The 17198-nt window shown below is 37.4% G+C and carries 26 protein-coding genes; 24 read left to right on the top strand and 2 right to left on the bottom strand.

The window, feature by feature from the left end; translation table 11 throughout:
• Both EHS13_RS08825 and EHS13_RS08830 read right to left on the bottom strand, forming a co-directional pair.
• On the bottom strand, positions 1-522 hold the full coding sequence (locus tag EHS13_RS08825) for an accessory gene regulator B family protein (RefSeq protein WP_155699981.1): 522 nt from the start codon (positions 520-522) through the stop codon (positions 1-3).
• Positions 519-1202 carry a hypothetical protein gene (locus tag EHS13_RS08830; protein WP_155699982.1) on the bottom strand — a complete coding sequence of 228 codons (684 nt, stop codon included), beginning with the start codon at positions 1200-1202 and terminating at the stop codon, positions 519-521. The genes EHS13_RS08825 and EHS13_RS08830 overlap by 4 nt, the downstream gene beginning before the upstream one ends.
• Before the next feature lie 274 nt (positions 1203-1476).
• Between EHS13_RS08830 and EHS13_RS08835 the strand changes: the two genes are divergently transcribed.
• From EHS13_RS08835 to EHS13_RS08950, 24 genes are all read left to right on the top strand, one after another.
• Positions 1477-1632: a hypothetical protein gene (locus tag EHS13_RS08835; protein WP_155699983.1), complete on the top strand. Its 156-nt coding sequence runs from the start codon at positions 1477-1479 to the stop codon at positions 1630-1632.
• 6 nt (positions 1633-1638) lie between these two features.
• Positions 1639-1785: a hypothetical protein gene (locus EHS13_RS08840; protein WP_155699984.1), complete on the top strand. Its 147-nt coding sequence runs from the start codon at positions 1639-1641 to the stop codon at positions 1783-1785.
• 305 nt (positions 1786-2090) lie between these two features.
• Positions 2091-3242, top strand: coding sequence for a sensor histidine kinase (locus EHS13_RS08845; protein WP_162463013.1), 1152 nt, complete (start codon positions 2091-2093; stop codon positions 3240-3242).
• Positions 3243-3263: 21 nt separating this feature from the next.
• Positions 3264-4058 (top strand): lipid II flippase Amj family protein, encoded by a 795-nt coding sequence (locus EHS13_RS08850; RefSeq protein WP_155699986.1) that lies wholly within the window; start codon positions 3264-3266, stop codon positions 4056-4058.
• 55 nt (positions 4059-4113) lie between these two features.
• Entirely contained in the window at positions 4114-4686 is a 573-nt protein-coding gene (gene rfbC / locus EHS13_RS08855) for a dTDP-4-dehydrorhamnose 3,5-epimerase (protein WP_155699987.1), read from the top strand.
• 275 nt (positions 4687-4961) lie between these two features.
• Positions 4962-5162, top strand: a complete 201-nt coding sequence (locus EHS13_RS08860; RefSeq protein WP_155699988.1) for a hypothetical protein — start codon at positions 4962-4964, stop codon at positions 5160-5162.
• Between the two features lie 190 nt (positions 5163-5352).
• Complete coding sequence (locus tag EHS13_RS08865) at positions 5353-5733, top strand: hypothetical protein (RefSeq protein WP_227013850.1); 381 nt, start codon at positions 5353-5355, stop codon at positions 5731-5733.
• Between the two features lie 14 nt (positions 5734-5747).
• Complete coding sequence (locus EHS13_RS08870; protein ID WP_155699990.1) at positions 5748-5933, top strand: hypothetical protein; 186 nt, start codon at positions 5748-5750, stop codon at positions 5931-5933.
• Between the two features lie 142 nt (positions 5934-6075).
• Positions 6076-6549, top strand: coding sequence for a heme-degrading domain-containing protein (locus EHS13_RS08875; protein ID WP_155699991.1), 474 nt, complete (start codon positions 6076-6078; stop codon positions 6547-6549).
• Between the two features lie 131 nt (positions 6550-6680).
• Positions 6681-6917, top strand: a complete 237-nt coding sequence (locus EHS13_RS08880) for a DUF6953 family protein (protein WP_155699992.1) — start codon at positions 6681-6683, stop codon at positions 6915-6917.
• Positions 6918-6941: 24 nt separating this feature from the next.
• A complete protein-coding gene (locus EHS13_RS08885; RefSeq protein WP_155699993.1) occupies positions 6942-7205 on the top strand; it encodes a hypothetical protein in 264 nt (87 codons plus the stop codon).
• Between the two features lie 113 nt (positions 7206-7318).
• Positions 7319-7561 carry a hypothetical protein gene (locus EHS13_RS08890; RefSeq protein ID WP_155699994.1) on the top strand — a complete coding sequence of 81 codons (243 nt, stop codon included), beginning with the start codon at positions 7319-7321 and terminating at the stop codon, positions 7559-7561.
• Positions 7562-7573: 12 nt separating this feature from the next.
• The gene (locus tag EHS13_RS08895; RefSeq protein WP_155699995.1) at positions 7574-7795 is read left to right on the top strand and encodes a MerR family transcriptional regulator; all 222 of its coding nucleotides are present in this window, start codon (positions 7574-7576) and stop codon (positions 7793-7795) included.
• A 108-nt stretch (positions 7796-7903) separates the two neighbouring features.
• Positions 7904-8395: an Lrp/AsnC family transcriptional regulator gene (locus EHS13_RS08900; protein WP_155699996.1), complete on the top strand. Its 492-nt coding sequence runs from the start codon at positions 7904-7906 to the stop codon at positions 8393-8395.
• 15 nt (positions 8396-8410) lie between these two features.
• Entirely contained in the window at positions 8411-9598 is a 1188-nt protein-coding gene (locus EHS13_RS08905; protein WP_155699997.1) for an aminotransferase class I/II-fold pyridoxal phosphate-dependent enzyme, read from the top strand.
• A gap of 89 nt (positions 9599-9687) precedes the next feature.
• Positions 9688-9957: an aspartyl-phosphate phosphatase Spo0E family protein gene (locus EHS13_RS08910; RefSeq protein ID WP_227013851.1), complete on the top strand. Its 270-nt coding sequence runs from the start codon at positions 9688-9690 to the stop codon at positions 9955-9957.
• 151 nt (positions 9958-10108) lie between these two features.
• On the top strand, positions 10109-10924 hold the full coding sequence (gene cobS, locus EHS13_RS08915) for an adenosylcobinamide-GDP ribazoletransferase (RefSeq protein WP_155699998.1): 816 nt from the start codon (positions 10109-10111) through the stop codon (positions 10922-10924).
• A 141-nt stretch (positions 10925-11065) separates the two neighbouring features.
• Complete coding sequence (locus tag EHS13_RS08920) at positions 11066-11557, top strand: hypothetical protein (protein WP_155699999.1); 492 nt, start codon at positions 11066-11068, stop codon at positions 11555-11557.
• A gap of 256 nt (positions 11558-11813) precedes the next feature.
• Positions 11814-12386 carry a cob(I)yrinic acid a,c-diamide adenosyltransferase gene (locus EHS13_RS08925; RefSeq protein WP_155700000.1) on the top strand — a complete coding sequence of 191 codons (573 nt, stop codon included), beginning with the start codon at positions 11814-11816 and terminating at the stop codon, positions 12384-12386.
• Positions 12383-13321: an RluA family pseudouridine synthase gene (locus tag EHS13_RS08930; protein ID WP_155700001.1), complete on the top strand. Its 939-nt coding sequence runs from the start codon at positions 12383-12385 to the stop codon at positions 13319-13321. Before EHS13_RS08925 ends, EHS13_RS08930 begins: the two co-directional genes overlap by 4 nt.
• A gap of 16 nt (positions 13322-13337) precedes the next feature.
• Positions 13338-13697 (top strand): arsenate reductase family protein, encoded by a 360-nt coding sequence (locus tag EHS13_RS08935; protein WP_155700002.1) that lies wholly within the window; start codon positions 13338-13340, stop codon positions 13695-13697.
• Positions 13698-13700: 3 nt separating this feature from the next.
• Entirely contained in the window at positions 13701-14777 is a 1077-nt protein-coding gene (locus EHS13_RS08940) for a site-2 protease family protein (RefSeq protein ID WP_155700003.1), read from the top strand.
• 19 nt (positions 14778-14796) lie between these two features.
• On the top strand, positions 14797-15969 hold the full coding sequence (locus EHS13_RS08945) for an aminotransferase class I/II-fold pyridoxal phosphate-dependent enzyme (protein ID WP_155700004.1): 1173 nt from the start codon (positions 14797-14799) through the stop codon (positions 15967-15969).
• Positions 15970-15990: 21 nt separating this feature from the next.
• Positions 15991-16905, top strand: a complete 915-nt coding sequence (locus EHS13_RS08950; protein ID WP_155700005.1) for a DMT family transporter — start codon at positions 15991-15993, stop codon at positions 16903-16905.
• Positions 16906-17198 lie beyond the last annotated feature (293 nt).

Genomic DNA, 17198 nt, shown 5'->3' on the forward strand with positions numbered 1-17198 from the left:
TCAATCACCTCCTTTAATTTTAATAAGAAGTAACGATTGAATGAAAAAAGCCTTCGTTATTGTATCAGAACCAATAAAGTAACAGGTTACGATCAATAATGCTGCTATTAACTTTAGTAGTGGGTAATATTGTTTAGGTATTCTTGATTGTTTTTCAATGCTTGAAGGGGCTTTTATTAATACAATTACAAAAGAAACTATTATTAGAACTCCTTCTATTTTATCATTAATTGGAATAAATGGAAGGGTAATCATTAATATGATTGAAATAATTATGCATTGGTTTGCTGTTTTAAAATGGTAACCACCAGAGACCATTCTCAACATAACAAATGAAATCATCGTTATTAAGGTTTCTGTAGGTTTTCCAAAAAGAAATCCTAAGAGAATTGAAAGTACTGAAATAATTATCCCATTGATTAGAATGAGCAAACCATATTTCATTACATCAATACTTGCAGTATTTTCTTCATTAGCGTTTTTTATTATCGTAGCCAGTCTTAAACTAATATTCTCTATCATCTAGTAACCTCCGCGTCATGTAAATCCTTACGGTTTGATAGATACAGGATGATTATTAATGTAAATAACAATACTAATGCCATTAAATAGAATCCTTGTTCGTAATCTAAAATTAAATAATAGGTTACAGCAGTTATAGTAGCGGTAATAAGTATTCCAATTGAAAGAAGGATGTTTATGCCATTATATTCATTTTTTTTAGAAGTATCATGAGAGACAAAGTCAAAACCACTATTACGTTTTTTTATTATCCAAGCAACTATCATGAAAATTAGAATTGAAATTATTGCAATAACAAAACCAGGGAATGTGTAACCTGTAGCAGTTGACTCTATTTCTTTTAAATCAAAAATATTCATATATTGGAATAGGGTTATTAGAGTAGCCTGAATTAGCCCATAAGCAATGAATACTGAAATAGACATAATTAGTGCATGGAATATTCTTACTTCAAACATAAGCCATACAAAGATAAATAATAATACACCTATAACTGGTGTATTAAAGTTTGTTAAGGACTCAGCTCTCATTGTAAATGATAGGCAAGATAATAAGATTGAAGCAAATATAATTCTCTTGGTATAAAATCTATCAAAATTGAATCTAAACAAACTGAACATAAGTATGAATATTGCTATGTATTCAAAAGGGGAGAAGATCATAAATCCTAAAAAGTTCATTCAAACATCCTCCATTGGAAAGGTTTTCATTATGTTCTAGTGTACTGTAATAAAGTGAGGGAGTCACCAAATATTTCTAAAATACAAATTTTCTTTTTCCAAAGTCTTAATAATGAACCAAAACACATTATCATATCATAATTTGTAGAATTTTACCATATAAATTCATACTCTCAATACTACGCCTGAACATGGGGATATATGGTATTTTTAATGGAGAATTCCAACTGAAATAGTGGATTGTGTTGTAAATTGATTGTTACGGAGGGAAGTCATGAAACTTAGTGTTGATCAAATGTTTGATTTAGTAATGGAGAAAATGCTTCGAGAAATACATATAGATTACATTTATAAGGAAGAGCAAATTCTAGCTTCATGGGAAATTGTTAAAAAAAGTCTGAATAGTAAGGACTCTATTAAGATTAGGTGAGATAAAATGAATAATAACAGTATGCTAATGTATCTTGAATACCACCAGCTTATTGAAACGTATGAGATGGCTAAAGAACACGAGCTTTCAATTGAATTTCAAAAAATGCTTCTGAATGCTATTAAGTTTAGTGAGTTGAAGAAAGTTGATTAGATAAAATACTTCTTTATGTAAGGCTAGGTGTGAGTTGAACATAAATAGAAACAGACGCTTTAGGATGAACTTCTAAGCGTTTGTTTTTGCTTTAGAAATTAATGGTGGCAGATCGATTTCCGTGTATGTGCGGTGGTTGAGTGATTTTATGCTGTTGAGCTGGAATGGCGTAAAGATCATGAAGCTTTATTTAAGCCTAGGCATCATAGTTTTCTGGATAATTATTTAATATGTTCACAGAACTGGTGGAAATTGGTATGATGTTTAGGAACGGGCTTGTGAGCATAATACCAGGGGGATTAGGAATGGCTTTTGAGAAAGAATTGCAGTTTTTAAAGGAACAAAAGAAAACTGTAATAGCAAGATGGTTTAGTTCCTTAAATAGGGAAGATGATATTTATCCAGAGCAAATTGATATAACAGAGCGGCTAAGAGTAGCAAATTTATTTATAGATTTTATAGCAGATTTTCATATTGAAGCGGAAACCCATCCTTTTATTATTTCGACTAGAGAATGGAGCAAGAAAAATTATCAGCAGCATAGATCATTCTCTTCCATTTTAAATGTGAACGATAAATTGAAAGATGCTTTTATTAATGTTTTTATAGATTATGAAAATTCAAAGGATGTATTAAAATTCTTGGAAGTGTTGTTTAAAAGGCAAAATATATTTTTCAGAGAATACTGTGAATCTCATATGAAAATATCTTTAGAATTACTAAATGAAAAAGATTCCAAAATCGACAAATTGCATAATGATCGATTAAATTTAATTGGAAAGATGGCTTCTAGTATGGCGCATGAAATACGAAATCCATTGACAGCCATTGCTGGATTTTTAAAATTAATACGCCAAGATATTCTTAACAGAGGGCAAACGCAATTACAGAAGTACATCGATGTTATTGATGATGAATTTAACTCAATAAATATGCATATAACTGGTTTCTTAAGTTTTTCAAGAAATAAAGCTTTTGAAGAAAAGAAAATAGAAATCTCAATTATGGACTTATTTAATTCAACTCTTTTTTTGCTAAATCCAAGATTGACCAATGAAAATATACATTTAACGATTAACAACATAGAAAATTGTAAGATTAATATTCAAAAAATATCGATACAACAAGTCATGTCGAATATTATTAGCAATGCGATTGACGCACTAATTACAGTGAAATTCGATAAATTGATAAGAATAGTAAGCTTTCAGGATGAAGAATATGTGTATATTCATATAACGAACAATGGTCCAGAAATACCAAATGAAATTCGAAATTTGTTATTCATTCCCTTTATGACTAACAAAGAAAATGGTACAGGGTTAGGCTTAGCAATTTGTAGAGAAATAATGACTAAAAATAATGGGGAAATAGAATTTGAATCAAATGAAAAGGAAACAAACTTTATTTTGTCTTTTAAAAAAAAGGATAAGAAACATCATATGAGTAAGAGTTAATCATATATTGGGGGTTATTGTTTGGTAGAAAAGCTTATATTCATTTCTATACTAACTATGATTATTCATATGGTAGAAACTTTATCTTATGCATTTAGATTGGCTGGTGTGAGAGTTGGGAAATTAGCTGTTGCATTATCCTTAACTGGAATCATTGTACTTATCTCTAGAACTTCCAATCTATTACAAGCACCATTAACAGGGAAGATGATTGATTATGCAAAAATAAATAATGAATATAACCTTGAACGAAATTTAAGAATAATTATTGGATCAGCATCTATCGGGACAGTATTAGCAATTTTACTGTTTCCTTCAGCAGTATATTTGGCTGTAAGAATTATAAATCATTTTGAAATAGCTGGCTCAATCCCAAAATTGATTACTTCGGTTACGATTAGGAAAGTAAAACATGCAGGTCATCATTTAAGAAGTCCTAATCTTGGAATGTTGAAATCGTTAAGATTAATGGGGGTCCCCAAACGTTTATTAGCTTTAAATTGCATTGTGTCGGGAATATATACTGTAGGCGTATTAGCAGCTTTAAATGCCTCATACATGAATCCGGAATTTGGTGTGACTGCATCACAATCCTCTGGAATTATAAATGGACTTGCTACAATAATTATGACTATATTGATAGACCCTCAGATGGCCTTATTAACTGAAAAGGCAATGATTGATAGTGACGAGAAGAAGAGATTAGGAAGAATATTTGGTTTGCTTATGGTTTCACGATTAATTGGAACGTTATTGGCTCAGGCGTTTTTAATACCTGCTTCTATTTTAATAAGTTGGGTTGTTAGATATATTTAAAAAGGCTTTCAAGTCGTTTTTTGACTATCAAAAATTCAATAGATTGAGGTGGAAAATGGGACAATTCAAGTTTGATAAATGTTTGGACATAGAAGGACTTTATACAATAGAACCTAAAATATTTTCAGATGAAAGAGGATTTAATTTAGAGTCATACAATTCTAAAGATTTTAAAGAAGCTGGTCTTGTTATGGAATTTGTTCAAGAAAATCGATCGATGTCTAAAAAAGGTGTTCTTAGAGGATTACATTTTCAAAAAATGTATCAGCAAGGAAAACTAGTAAGTGTTACAAGTGGAGAAGTTTTTGATGTGGCAGTTGATATTCGTGATGGATCTAAAACATATGGTAAATGGTTTGGTGTTGTTTTATCAGCTGAAAAGAATAACATGTTATATGTTCCGGAAGGGTTTGCACATGGTTTCTTAGTCCTTTCTGAAACGGCTGAATTTGCTTATAAGTTAACTGACTATTACCAGCCCGAGGATGAAGGCGGTATTCTTTGGAATGATAAAACAATAGGGGTGGATTGGCCGATCCCAGAAGGAATGAAAATTATAACATCGGAAAGAGATAATAATCATCCTGCTTTTAGTAAAGAAATATCATTAAAACCTAAAAGGAAATAAACCACTCCCTAAAGATCAGGAATCAGCAAAACAGATTATCCCAAGTATTGTGGTTCAAAAGCGTTTAAGAGCTCTTTCGTTTCCACAGCATAGATATTTTTCATCCAGGCCATCTTAGTGTTGAGTTCCATAGTATGATAAATTGGAAAATAATCGCAGTTGAAGTCGATTAGTCGCTGGTAAAGTTGCTTACTTCTGCCATAATATATTATCATAGGGTTACAAGACTTAATTTTATCAGGTCGATTATTTTTAATCCTACAGGAGGTTACACCGTGGCTAACGCAGATGAAGCAAAGAAATTAAGATTCAGTACCCTTAACAATTTAAGTAATATTTTGTGGTCCAAGTATCAGCTGCCAGTGAGTAAATATAGGAAGCTTAGTATTGTTCAGATGCAATTTATGTATGATCAATTGAGTAATACAGATAGAGCAGTTAAAGAAATTCATGAAGAAGCTTTGAGTTTAGTGTGAAATAATAGCTTATGAATTAAAATTACTAGGATAAATGATCTTTTTAGTTAGGTGAAGTCAATCACTTAGCTAAGGAGGTCTTTTTTGTAAGATGCCTTTAAGCGACTAAACTTGGATAATCTTTCCGTGAGATTTCAGCTGTGATACAATATGGAAAACATGGATGAGATTAAAAGTTTAGTAGAGGGGAATGAAGATGGCATTTACGCTTAAGTTTAAGGATAAGGATGAAGGCATAGATAAAGAAATTAGGTTTTTTGATCGGCAGTCAGCAAATTCAAATGCAGAGAAATTAAAACAGTATGGACATACAGAGGTAATAGTTGAAGATAGCTTCAAAGGTAATTATGTGGGAACCACAATTAAGTTTATTGGATACATAGTCATAATTGCAGGCATTATTATAGGTACAGTTCAAGGTAATTATATTGGAAATTTGGTATCAGGTGAATTTAATGTTACTGTTGCTTTATATTGGTTGGCTGTTTCTGTTGTGACAGGGGTATTGTTGATCGGGATTGCTGAGATCATTAATTTGTTGGATGCAATGAATAAGAAAATTAAAACATAGGAGAATTAAATAAAATGATCAGAAAAGCATGTAAATTAGATAGCGACTTTCAACGGAGTATTGTTTTTCGCAGGAAAATAGAGGTATGGACGAATGGGAAATTGGAAGCTGTAGGTTTTCTTGAAGGATTTTCAGAGGATTCAGTCAGCTTGGATGGCGGGCATTATTTACGGGAAGGCTCTGAGTTCTGGTTGATATGAAAAAAACAGCAAAGGGCATCATTCGGACGAAAATATAGATGCATATCGGACATGGCATAAGTCCAAGTGATCAGCTTGTTTTTAGGTTGAGTGGCTTGTATGATTATTAGATAGCTTATTTTCTGAAAAGGATGTGTACATAATGGAAGATTTTACAGGGTTGTTGGAACAGTTGCTTCAACAAGAAAGCGAATTGCAGTTTGAGGAGTTTACTAATAAGACAGCCGTTTTAGTTGGCAGCGCAATTCTAGAGCGAGCGATGCAGGAGAATAAATTTATCGTAGTGGATATCAAAAAAAATGGACAGCCTTTATTTCATGGGAAGCTGGATGGAACTACAATTAATAACGATCATTGGATTCAACGCAAGAACAATGTTGCGAATCATTTTGGCCATAGCTCGTATTATATGCATGTGCTGCTTGAATCAAAGCAAACGAATATTCAAGAAGACTCCTATCTCGATCCTATGGACTACGCGGCTGAAGGCGGGGCCTTTCCGATTTTCATTAAGAACGTTGGGCCTATCGGGACAATTTCGGTTTCAGGGTTGCCTGGTGAAGAAGATCACGGACTTATTGTTTCCGTACTGCGAGATTTCTTAAAAGCTAAATAAACTTTGTGAATGTTTATGACCAGTTTCAAACGAAATGACGGTTACCTAATGGGTAGTCGTCTTTTTCAGTTTTGGATTATCGTGATATAATAGAAGTATTCATACTAACGAGAAGATTGGGAGTTTAACTAATGGAGAATACTGCAAATGAAATTGCCGAATGGATGTTAAATGAAGTTAAATCTGCAGGCGTCTTACATCAGGGGGCAGCTATTGATTATATTGTCCGTCAATATGGCGAAGCATTCATTTACATTAATGAGAATGGAAATAAATCGATTGATAAGGAAGTTAAAAAAGCTTTTAAAAAGCTGCATGGCGGTAGAGCGGCTTGGGAACGCGACGGATTCTTCTGGGGTTGGCATTAAAATAACGAAAGGAGCCATGCTAGTATGACAAGCACAATAAGTATAGTAATTGGGTTGGGAGTTATAGCCTTCTTGATTTATTCCTTTGTGAGTCGTGCGAAAAGGAGTAACTTTAAAGTAACTCCTATTAATCGAAAGCGTCTTGGCCAGAGCTCCAAACAAGCCTGCACCTATTGCAAGAGAAAAGTAGACCAGCTTTCATTCTACGCAGATCGTCAAGGAAAAGTAATCGGTGTATGTAATACATGTAAACCGCAAGCAGAACGACAGGCTTTACTGCGTATTTGATTAAATTTGCTTTATACAGCAAAAACTAAAATATGACACATTTTTAGCGATTATAAAAAGAAAAATTGAATAGCTCTCCTTTTATTGGGACGAACGTGTTAAAATAGATATACATGTGTATTGCAGTTTTGTATTCGGAAGGTGATGGAATGGTACTTTGTAGCATAGATGGCTGTGAGAAGGCTGCCAAATCCAAAGGGTTTTGTGCAAATCATTATCAAAAACAACGAAATGCGGGAAATAAACCAAAATTAAAAATATTTAATGTAAAAAAATGTAATGCAGCTGGTTGTGAAACGGATGCTTTGCGTTTAGGTTTTTGTCAGCAGCATTTGAAGGAATGGAATTTTGAGTGAAGGATGAGGCGGATGAACTTGTTTGAGGATTCAGATCAAGCTTTTAAAAAAACGTTTAATGCAACAAGTAATGAAGAAATTTTAACGGTTGCTGAAGCAGGGCAAATGTTAGGTCTTTCCAAAGACCAAATGAAGTTATTTGTCGATAAAAAAGGATTAACGAAGATTAAGGTAGCACGCAGTGTGTTCCGTTATCTTTTGCTTAAGGAAGAGATTGACAAGCTATTGAAATAATTTGCCAGCAGTACGTAACCGTTCACCTCTAGGTGAACGGTTTTTTTCTTTGCAGATAGCCACAATTCGTTGTATATTGGAACTAATCATTATGTAGGAGGCTATTGAATGGATAAGCTGAAATTGAATATTCTTAATTTGCTTAAAGAAGATGCGAGGCACAGTGCGGAATTGCTGGCGACTATGCTCGGCGAAGACCGAGCGGCCGTAGAAACGGCTATAGCAGAATTAGAAGCAGATAAAGTCATTGTGAAATATGCGACTGTCGTGAACTGGGGCAAGGTCGATGATGATAAAGTAACAGCGTTAATTGAAGTGCAAATTACACCGGAACGTGGACGTGGCTTTGACGCTATAGCGGAACGGATTTATTTATATCCTGAAGTAAAATCAGTTTATCTAATGTCAGGGGCTTATGATCTACTTGTTGAAATTGAAGGGACTACTTTAAAAGAGGTAGCTTCATTCGTTTCGAGCAAATTATCCTCCATAGATCGAGTGCTTTCTACTAAAACACATTTTATTCTTAAAAAATACAAACAGGACGGGGTTATTTTCGAAGATCATGAAGATGATCAACGACTGCTGATCTCGCCATAAAAAGGACGAGTTGCGATGATAAAAACAAGTAAATCGATGCAGGACTATCTTTCACCAAGTGTTCGGACTATCCCACCTTCTGGAATTCGTAAATTTTTTGATCTAGTAAGTGGCAGTAAGGACATCATATCTTTAGGAGTAGGCGAGCCTGATTTTGGAACTCCTTGGCATGTGCGTGAAGCTACCGTTTACTCATTAGAGCGTGGTAGAACCAAATATACCTCAAATGCAGGCGATATAGAATTACGTGAAGCGATTGCTGAATATTTGCATACTAGCTTTAAGACAACGTATGAGCCGAAGAATGAGGTTCTTGTTACAGTTGGAGGAAGTGAAGCCATTGATTTAGCTTTGCGAGCTTTAATCGTGCAGGGGGATGAGGTTCTAATCCCTGAGCCTTGCTATATTTCTTATTCTCCCATTACTGCTTTAAGTGGCGGTGTACCCGTTGGGATTGAAACCTTTGCCCATAATAATTTCAAATTAACGGCTGAAGCTTTGCGTGCCAAGATTACACCGCGCTCCAAAATACTCATATTATGCTACCCAAGTAACCCGACAGGTGGCGTTATGACTTATGAGGATTGGCTGCCAATAGCGAAAATTGTCGAAGATAATGACTTAATTGTGATCTCAGATGAAATTTATGCCGAGCTTAGCTACGGTCAAAAGCATGTTAGCTTCGCTGCAATTCCCGGAATGAAGGATCGGACTATCTTAGTTAGCGGCTTTTCGAAAGCTTTTGCGATGACCGGCTGGCGGATGGGCTATGCTTGTGGCCACACAGATTTGATCTCTGCAATGTTAAAAATTCATCAATATACGGTGATGTGTGCACCTGTCATGGGGCAGGTTGCGGCACTCGAAGCTTTGAAGAATGGATTGGGTGAAAAAGACCGTATGGTCGAGTCCTACAATCAACGGCGCCGTTTGGTAGTGAAAGGATTTAGAGAAATTGGGCTGGATTGTCATGAACCGCAGGGGGCATTTTATGCATTTCCCTCGATCGTTTCAACGGGTTTAAGCTCGGAGGATTTTGCCACAAAATTATTAACCGAAGCAAAAGTAGCGGCTGTTCCAGGCTATGTTTTTGGCCTAGGCGGCGAAGGATTTATTCGTTGCTCCTATGCAACTTCCGTACAACAGTTAAATGAAGCGATGGAACGAATTGGGAATTTTGTAAGAAAGCAAAACAAGGTATAATTTACTATTTTCTTTTGTATAAATAAATGTTACATTAGTGTTAAGTTAAGGTGAATTTTGTCAAATGACAGGATTAAAGGGGGGTATAGGTGGGTTTAGCAACTAAGATGAAAGTCGGATCTTGTCGTGAACAGCATAAGAGTTGGGACCAAGACCTAAGTCCACAGTGGTATTACCGCAGCTCAAAAACAGCCTCCCCCGAACAATTTCTAGAAGATGAAATTTATTTCTTACGTAGGCGAATGGAACAAATGTTTAACCAAGAGCAATCGTTAACCTCTGATTCAGTTCTAGAATTGAGCCATCTATTGGATCATAAAATAAATGAATATATGTATAAAACATATCGGAACCGTTAACTCGGTTCTTTTTTCTTGGGAAAAATCTTAAACCTTCTACATTTTACAAGTAGGGGGTTTTCTTTGTGGTTTCTTTTTGCGCCACCGGTATTTGCTTTGCTGTAAATTGGGACATACTGGTAATGAGATATCTAATTTAGGGAGGTTTGGCATGCACGCTTTTCGTGCGTTGATTATAAGCTGGGTGTTAGCTTGTTTGGCAGCTTTTCAATTTCTCACACGTTTTCCACTCCCGGTAAAAATGGCGTATACCGAGAAGCTGTTCCGGAGAAGCGTTATATTCTACCCTTTTGTTGGGGCAGTGGTTGGTTTAATCAATACTCTAGCCGGAGCAAGCCTGCGAGAATGGCTGCCTAGCTTTCCAACCTCAATCATCCTCCTAAGTTTATGGATTGCGATTACGGGTGGAGTGCATTTAGGTGGCTTAATGAATACAGCAGATGGAGTGATTGGTCATCGATCGCGTGAGCAGATGTTAGAGATTATGAAGGATGGGCGCGTCGGAGCGATGGGTGTTATCGTTTGTGTATTATATATGCTGCTTAAGCTATCTTTTATAATGGAATTGGTGGATGGGTCCTGGCGGTTTGCTGCGGTCTTTTTCTTCTGTACGCCTATTTGGAGTCGCTGGTTTATGGGGATCGCTGTTGCTCGGTGGCCCTATGTTAAGGTATGGACAACTGATGGGTTAGGCAGCTTATATCGCAATGTTCGTTCACAGCATCTAGTGGGGTCAACTTCAATCGCCTATTTGCTGTCTTTGGGAGCCTTGTGGATTTTTGGCTTTGGCGGAGTGGAGTTGTTCTGTTATTCGATTGGCTTCCCTGTAATAAGCGGACTGATGGGCTGGTTGATAGGAAACGGTTTAGTGCGAAAATTAGGCGGCTTAACAGGACGTGCTTACGGTGCACTTAATGAGCTTTTGGAGCTGCTCTTATTGTTAGGGGCATTAATCTTATGGAATTGATGATTGAATGATTTAGGGAGTAAATTTTGGTTAATCTGTAATCTGTGGGGTAAAATAGCTTGAATTTCAGGTTGTTCGTTACTAGGCGTTCTATGATAATAAAGTAGAAAGGAAGTGGAAGCGAAATTGGTTAATCCTATTATGGTACAGAGAGCACAATTAAGCAGATGGAGAAAAACCCAAGTATGGTTTAGCAAGCTTTCCAAGCAATGGCAGCTCCTGGTGATGTCGATTCCCTTGTTAATGCTGATTTTTGTATTCAACTACTTTCCATTATGGGGCTGGATTATGGCTTTCCAGAACTATAAAGTAAATAAAGGCATCTTCGGCAGTAAATTTGTTGGCTTCGACAATTTTCGTACGTTGTTTGCAGATGAGCAATTTTACTTGGTTCTGCGCAATACATTGAGCATGGGTTTTTTGAATCTTATCTTTGGTTTTATTGGTGCGATTGTTCTTGCTCTTCTCTTAAATGAGGTGCGTTTAACCTTTTTTAAAAGAACGATACAAACCATTACTTATATCCCCCATTTTGTTTCATGGGTTGTAATTGCGCTAGTATCAGGTGAGATTAAGCAAGGTGACATGAAGCTTCAACCTAATGACGTGTGGATTCTAACTAGCACTGACTAGCATTGTATAACGGTAAAATACTTGTAAGAAATCCCAGTGCCATAAAGGTACTGGTTTTTCTGCATTTTAAATTAAGATGCGTTTGGTCCTTGTCATATTACGCACTAAAAAATTTGGATATGGCGGAATTTTATGAGATGATACGAATATCAAGGATAAACCGTTAAGATGTCTTTTAAGATGGCGTTTGTCCGGAAATATAAGAGCTGTATAATGGTGAAGCTTATACTTATATTTTGGAAAAGGAGCTGAAGGAATGAATATATATACGCGCACAGGTGATGAGGGACAAACGGGTATTATTGGGGGACGTGTGGAGAAGGACGATATTCGAGTGGAAGCTTACGGAACTGTGGATGAGCTTAATTGCTTTGTAGGGCAGGCTCGCAGCTTGTTGATTGATGTTAAATATGCAGATTTAAGCATTGATCTATTACATATTCAGCATGAGCTTTTTGACTGCGGCCATGATCTTGCACTAGCTAAGCTGGAGCTTCATCCTGTTAAAGTTTTTGCAGCAATGATTGATCATTTGGAAGCTTTGATTGATAAATATGATGCAGAAACAGAAGACTTGCAGCGGTTTATTCTGCCAGGAGGCAGTATGATTTCATCAAGCTTGCATATCTGCCGGACAGTTTGCCGACGTGCCGAACGCAATGTAGTTGCATTGGCCCGATTGCAGGAAATTAACCCAGAGGTGCGCAGATATCTAAATAGATTGTCTGATTTGTTCTTCACTATTGCTCGAGTAGGTAACCTCCGTGAAGATATAAAGGATGTCGAATATGAACGCAGTGCCTTGGTGTTTCGGACGAAAACAAAATGAACTATTATAAGCCCTTGGTTTACGAGATACCGGTAGAAGAAGATGGTTGGATCCTAAAAACTATTTTGCAGAAAAGAATGTTTATTTCACGGAGCTTGCTGTCTCGGTTGAAGCAGACAGAGCAAGGAATCATGCTGAATGGGGAACGTGTCTACATTAGTGTGCGCGTGGCTGTGGGAGACCGAGTAGAAGTGCGAATGGAAGAGGAAACATCGACAGATATTATCCCGCAGAATATTCCGCTAGACATTATACATGAGGATGAGCATTTGCTTATCTTAAATAAGCCAACAGGGATAATTGTCCACCCGACGCATGGGCATTACATAAACACGCTTGCTAACGGAGTCGTTTATTACTGGCAACAGAGCGGACAGAATATTCGCTTTCGTCCGATTCATCGCTTAGATCAAGAAACCTCCGGTGTGTTAGCTATCGCTAAAAATCCTTATGTTCATCAGTGGGTATCGGAGCAAATGATTGCTCAAACGACTAAGAAAGAATATGTGGCGATAGTATATGGCCATGTAGCAGCTGATCGAGGTACAATTGATGCTCCGATTGATCGCAATCCGGAAAGTCCGCATTTACGTATTGTTCTGGAAACAGGTTATCCATCCGTTACCCATTATGAAGTGGTAGAGCGATATAAGGATGTTTCACTCGTCAGATTGTGGCTCGATACGGGGCGAACTCATCAAATTCGTGTGCATATGAGGTCGATTGGACATCCCTTAATGGGGGATAAGTTATATTTTACGAATGAGGCTGGGGAAGAGCTGCTTGCAGATAATTCGGTACCGCTTATAGAAAGGCATGCTCTACATGCGGAGAAGCTTGGATTTACTCATCCAGCTACCAAGCAATGGATGGAATTTACGGCAAAGCTGCCAACAGATATGAGTCATTTTATTGAAAAACTAACTTTACTATAAAGGATTGAATTCAGCTATGAGTCTGCAATTATATGGTTATTCCAAATGTAATACCTGTCGTGATGCTATAAAATCGCTTCGTGCTAAAGGTTATGAGCTGAAAATGATTGAATTGTTTGAAACTCCACCTTCTGTGAAGCAATTAAAAGCTTGGATTGAGACTAGCGGACTGCCAATTCAGAAATTTTTTAACGTATCTGGTGAAGTATATAGAGATATGCAATTGAAAGACAAGCTGGCTTCGATGTCGGATGAGGAAAAGCTTGCCTTGCTTGCATCTAATGGAAGGTTAATTAAACGCCCTATCGCTTTTGACGAGCATAATGTCACGGTAGGCTTTAAAGAAGCTGAATATGTCGAGGTTTGGGGGAAATAACGAATGACGGATAAACGAGAACCACAAAAGAAGAATAAACCATGGTGGTTTATGGGTGCAGCCGGTATATTTCTTTTAACTAAAATAAAACTCTTATTGCCACTGCTCAAGTTAGGTACTTTTGGCGGAACAATAATAACGATGGCGGTTTCTGTTTGGGCATTTGCGCAAATTGCACCTATCCAAACTGCAGTTGGACTAATTGTGATGATTTTTATTCACGAAATGGGACATGTCATTGCCTCGAAGCAAAAAGGCTTGCCAACAAGCGCACCGATATTTATCCCGTTTTTAGGTGCTATGATTAATTTAAAACGTAATCCGCGTGATGCTGAAACAGAAGCTTATATTGCTTTTGGCGGTCCTCTTCTAGGAACCGTAGGCGCACTTGGTGCTTTCTTTATCGGCTGGTATTGGGAGCTACCATTATTTATTTATATTGCATGGATTGGCTTTTTTCTTAACCTGATTAATTTATTGCCGATTCACCCTTTAGATGGCGGGCGCATTTCAGTTGCAGTAAGTCGTTGGTTGTGGCTGTTTGGATTAACAGGCGGGCTATTCATCATTCTATATATTCATGCTTATGTTATGTTGATTTTCTGGGCATTGTTTGCTTGGGACCTCTATAATAAGTATGTTCGTAAAAAAGATTCAAAGCCTAGAAGCACTTGGGGGACTTTTGAAGTTGATATGGACCCAATTCTTGAACAAGGTTTTTTCATTCCGGGAACGGAGCATCGTCGCGAATTGGCTTTTGAAACGTATTCTGAGCTGGAAGATGGCAAACAGAGGGTACTGATCTATTGGCGGGAAATGGGCCTCCATGGATTGCTTAATTTATTCGAGCAAGGCTTGATTAAAAGTGTGTACACCTCACAAATTGAGCGGATAACGAAAGAAAACAAAGCTTATTTACTTATTCGTTGTCAGGTTGATTATTATCCTCATACAAACGATGCTTATTATGAGGTTGCACCTAAAGTAAGATGGAAATATGGCATAACCTATGCCTTACTTGCGGTTTTTTTAGGGTATATGATGCATGCGGCATCAAAAATGGAGCTTTATATAAAATAATAACTTAACGAGGTAGAAAATGAACATAGCAGGCTCTAAGCGATTGAAGCGGCTTGGATCGGCGATTTTTGCCGAGATTGCCGAGTGGAAGGAACAGGTAAGAAGCCAAGGGATGGATATCATAGATTTAGGGATTGGCAGTCCAGATCAACCACCTTCCCCGACGGTTATGAAAGCATTAATTAATGCCGTTAGTAATCCGCAGAATTATGGTTACCCCTCATCGGAAGGCAGCCTGCTTTTTCGTCAAACGGTTGCGCGATGGTACAAGCACCGTTTTGATGTTGAATTGAATCCGGACAACGAGATTTTAGCGCTAATGGGCTCGCAGGATGGGCTGGCTCATTTGGCGATGGCGATAACGGATCCTGGCGACTTGGCATTGGTCCCTGATCCGGGGTATCCGATTTATTCGGCTAGCTTGATTCTAGCTGGGGTTACTGCCTATACCATGCCGCTTCGTGCCGAGAATGAGTATCTGCCCAATTTAAAAGATATTCCCGTAGAGATTGCTCAACAAGCTAAATTTATGCTCTTAAATTACCCTAGTAACCCTCTGTCTGCGGTGGCGGATCGAGCTTTTTTCGAGCAATTGGTAGAGTTTGCTGTTAAGAATGAAATCATCATCGTTCATGACTTAGCTTACTCAGAAATGACGTTTGACGGCTTTTCTCCACTTAGCATTCTTCAAATTGCAGGTGCTAAGGAGATCGCAGTGGAATTTCATTCGTTATCGAAAAGCTTCAATATGGCAGGTTGCCGTTTGGCATTTATGGTTGGAAATGCAAGTGTAGTCAAAGCACTGCGGACCTTAAAATCAAATATTGATTATGGTGTATTCTTAGCTGTGCAAGAAGCGGGAATTGCTGCCTTAGAAGAAGATATGACCCATGAATATACAGTTGCTAAACAATATGAACGGAGACGGGATTTGGTCATCGAAGGACTGAAGCAAGCTGGCTGGGACATCCCGCTTCCGAAAGCGACCATGTTTATCTGGGCACCGATACCACAAGGCTGGACCTCTCGACAAATTTCCCGGGAAATTTTACTAGCAACAGGGGTTGTTGTCATTCCTGGAGATGCTTTTGGATTAGAAGGCGAAGGGTATGTGCGGATTGCCTTGGTGCAAAACGAAGAACGATTGGCGGAAGCAGTATCGCGGATTGGTCGATTTTTGCATAAGATCTAGAAGCGTGAGGTGTCCGTAAATATGAATGCAGAGAAGTTTTTTAAACATCCAGTCGGGATAATGCTCGCTGCAACCATGGCTACATTACTTTGGGGAAGTGCGTTTCCTTTTATTAAGCTTAGCTATGGTAAATTGGGAATTGGCAAAGATAATTGGCCGGAACAGCTTTTGTTTGCGGGGTACAGGTTTGTGATGGCAGCTTTACTAATTTTTGGATTTATGATGTTGATTAGGAAGAAAGCGGGTTACCAAAGCGGGACTCTATTGAAAATCGGTAAAATCGGACTATTTCAGACCTTTCTTCAATATGTCTTTTTTTATTATGGTTTAAGTGGGAGTTCTGGTATCCAAGGCTCGATTATTGCCGGGACTACCTCTTTTTTTCAACTATTATTAGCGCACTTTATGTACAAAAATGATCGCATTAATCGAAAAATAGTTATCGGTACTTTGTTAGGTTTTGCTGGTGTTATTATTGTAAACATGACTAAAGGAACGCTGTCGCTGAATATTGGAATTGCTGAAATCTGTTTGCTGATTGCGATGTTTTTCGGTGCATTGGGTAATGTCTTTTCCAAAAATGCAGCTCAAGAGCTGGATGTCCTGTATATCACGAGCTGGCAAATGCTGATAGGAGGAGGTGCAATGCTGCTTCTAGGAGTAGCTTTTGCAGGAATAATGCCATTCACATTCACCTGGGAAACGATCTTGATGTTGTTATATTTAGCCTTTCTTTCGGCATTAGGCTTTGTACTCTGGAATAATGTGATGAAATATAATAAGGTTGGAAAAATTTCAATGTATCTATTTCTAGTTCCAGTTTTTGGTGTGATTCTATCAGCTCTAATGCTAAGCGAAGAAATACATCTGATCGTATTGCTAGCGCTTGGTTTGGTTGTTTCGGGGATTGTGATCGTAAATCGTTCAAAGGCTTAATCTAAGCCTAATACTAAAAAAGAGTATACATTGTTACACTTGCAATCGATTAACTGGAAAAAATCTATCTAAAATGATCGAAATAGGATTAATAGAAAATCCATCTAAATCATCTGAGTGGTAGGAGTCATGTTCTCTAAAAATTGACTTTCTCAACAACCTATTTATTTTCCAGTTAAGTGAACCCGACATGTATTGCCTTAGTTTTCATTCCTTTGGAAATTCAAAATGTAAGTTGCTTCTTCAGCAATATAATCAGCTGCAAGGGTAATTATTTTTTGGTTTTAAAGTGG

The sequence above is a fragment of the Paenibacillus psychroresistens genome (assembly GCF_009728935.1).
GTDB classification, from domain to species: domain Bacteria; phylum Bacillota; class Bacilli; order Paenibacillales; family NBRC-103111; genus Paenibacillus_AC; species Paenibacillus_AC psychroresistens.

What these genes read in the sequence shown, in the direction of transcription:
- EHS13_RS08845 (WP_162463013.1), top strand. Translation starts at nt 2,091, where the DNA reads ATGGCTTTTGAGAAAGAATTGCAGTTTTTAAAGGAACAAAAGAAAACT.
- EHS13_RS08945 (WP_155700004.1), top strand. Translation starts at nt 14,797, where the DNA reads ATGAACATAGCAGGCTCTAAGCGATTGAAGCGGCTTGGATCGGCGATT.
- EHS13_RS08875 (WP_155699991.1), top strand. Translation starts at nt 6,076, where the DNA reads ATGGAAGATTTTACAGGGTTGTTGGAACAGTTGCTTCAACAAGAAAGC.
- rfbC (WP_155699987.1), top strand. Translation starts at nt 4,114, where the DNA reads ATGGGACAATTCAAGTTTGATAAATGTTTGGACATAGAAGGACTTTAT.
- EHS13_RS08885 (WP_155699993.1), top strand. Translation starts at nt 6,942, where the DNA reads ATGACAAGCACAATAAGTATAGTAATTGGGTTGGGAGTTATAGCCTTC.
- EHS13_RS08830 (WP_155699982.1), bottom strand. Translation starts at nt 1,202, where the DNA reads ATGAACTTTTTAGGATTTATGATCTTCTCCCCTTTTGAATACATAGCA.
- EHS13_RS08940 (WP_155700003.1), top strand. Translation starts at nt 13,701, where the DNA reads ATGACGGATAAACGAGAACCACAAAAGAAGAATAAACCATGGTGGTTT.
- EHS13_RS08935 (WP_155700002.1), top strand. Translation starts at nt 13,338, where the DNA reads ATGAGTCTGCAATTATATGGTTATTCCAAATGTAATACCTGTCGTGAT.
- EHS13_RS08865 (WP_227013850.1), top strand. Translation starts at nt 5,353, where the DNA reads ATGAAGATGGCATTTACGCTTAAGTTTAAGGATAAGGATGAAGGCATA.
- EHS13_RS08920 (WP_155699999.1), top strand. Translation starts at nt 11,066, where the DNA reads ATGGTACAGAGAGCACAATTAAGCAGATGGAGAAAAACCCAAGTATGG.
- EHS13_RS08840 (WP_155699984.1), top strand. Translation starts at nt 1,639, where the DNA reads ATGAATAATAACAGTATGCTAATGTATCTTGAATACCACCAGCTTATT.
- EHS13_RS08930 (WP_155700001.1), top strand. Translation starts at nt 12,383, where the DNA reads ATGAACTATTATAAGCCCTTGGTTTACGAGATACCGGTAGAAGAAGAT.
- EHS13_RS08890 (WP_155699994.1), top strand. Translation starts at nt 7,319, where the DNA reads ATGTGTATTGCAGTTTTGTATTCGGAAGGTGATGGAATGGTACTTTGT.
- EHS13_RS08900 (WP_155699996.1), top strand. Translation starts at nt 7,904, where the DNA reads ATGGATAAGCTGAAATTGAATATTCTTAATTTGCTTAAAGAAGATGCG.
- EHS13_RS08835 (WP_155699983.1), top strand. Translation starts at nt 1,477, where the DNA reads ATGAAACTTAGTGTTGATCAAATGTTTGATTTAGTAATGGAGAAAATG.
- EHS13_RS08925 (WP_155700000.1), top strand. Translation starts at nt 11,814, where the DNA reads ATGAATATATATACGCGCACAGGTGATGAGGGACAAACGGGTATTATT.
- EHS13_RS08895 (WP_155699995.1), top strand. Translation starts at nt 7,574, where the DNA reads ATGAACTTGTTTGAGGATTCAGATCAAGCTTTTAAAAAAACGTTTAAT.
- EHS13_RS08905 (WP_155699997.1), top strand. Translation starts at nt 8,411, where the DNA reads ATGATAAAAACAAGTAAATCGATGCAGGACTATCTTTCACCAAGTGTT.
- EHS13_RS08870 (WP_155699990.1), top strand. Translation starts at nt 5,748, where the DNA reads ATGATCAGAAAAGCATGTAAATTAGATAGCGACTTTCAACGGAGTATT.
- cobS (WP_155699998.1), top strand. Translation starts at nt 10,109, where the DNA reads ATGCACGCTTTTCGTGCGTTGATTATAAGCTGGGTGTTAGCTTGTTTG.
- EHS13_RS08950 (WP_155700005.1), top strand. Translation starts at nt 15,991, where the DNA reads ATGAATGCAGAGAAGTTTTTTAAACATCCAGTCGGGATAATGCTCGCT.
- EHS13_RS08880 (WP_155699992.1), top strand. Translation starts at nt 6,681, where the DNA reads ATGGAGAATACTGCAAATGAAATTGCCGAATGGATGTTAAATGAAGTT.
- EHS13_RS08825 (WP_155699981.1), bottom strand. Translation starts at nt 522, where the DNA reads ATGATAGAGAATATTAGTTTAAGACTGGCTACGATAATAAAAAACGCT.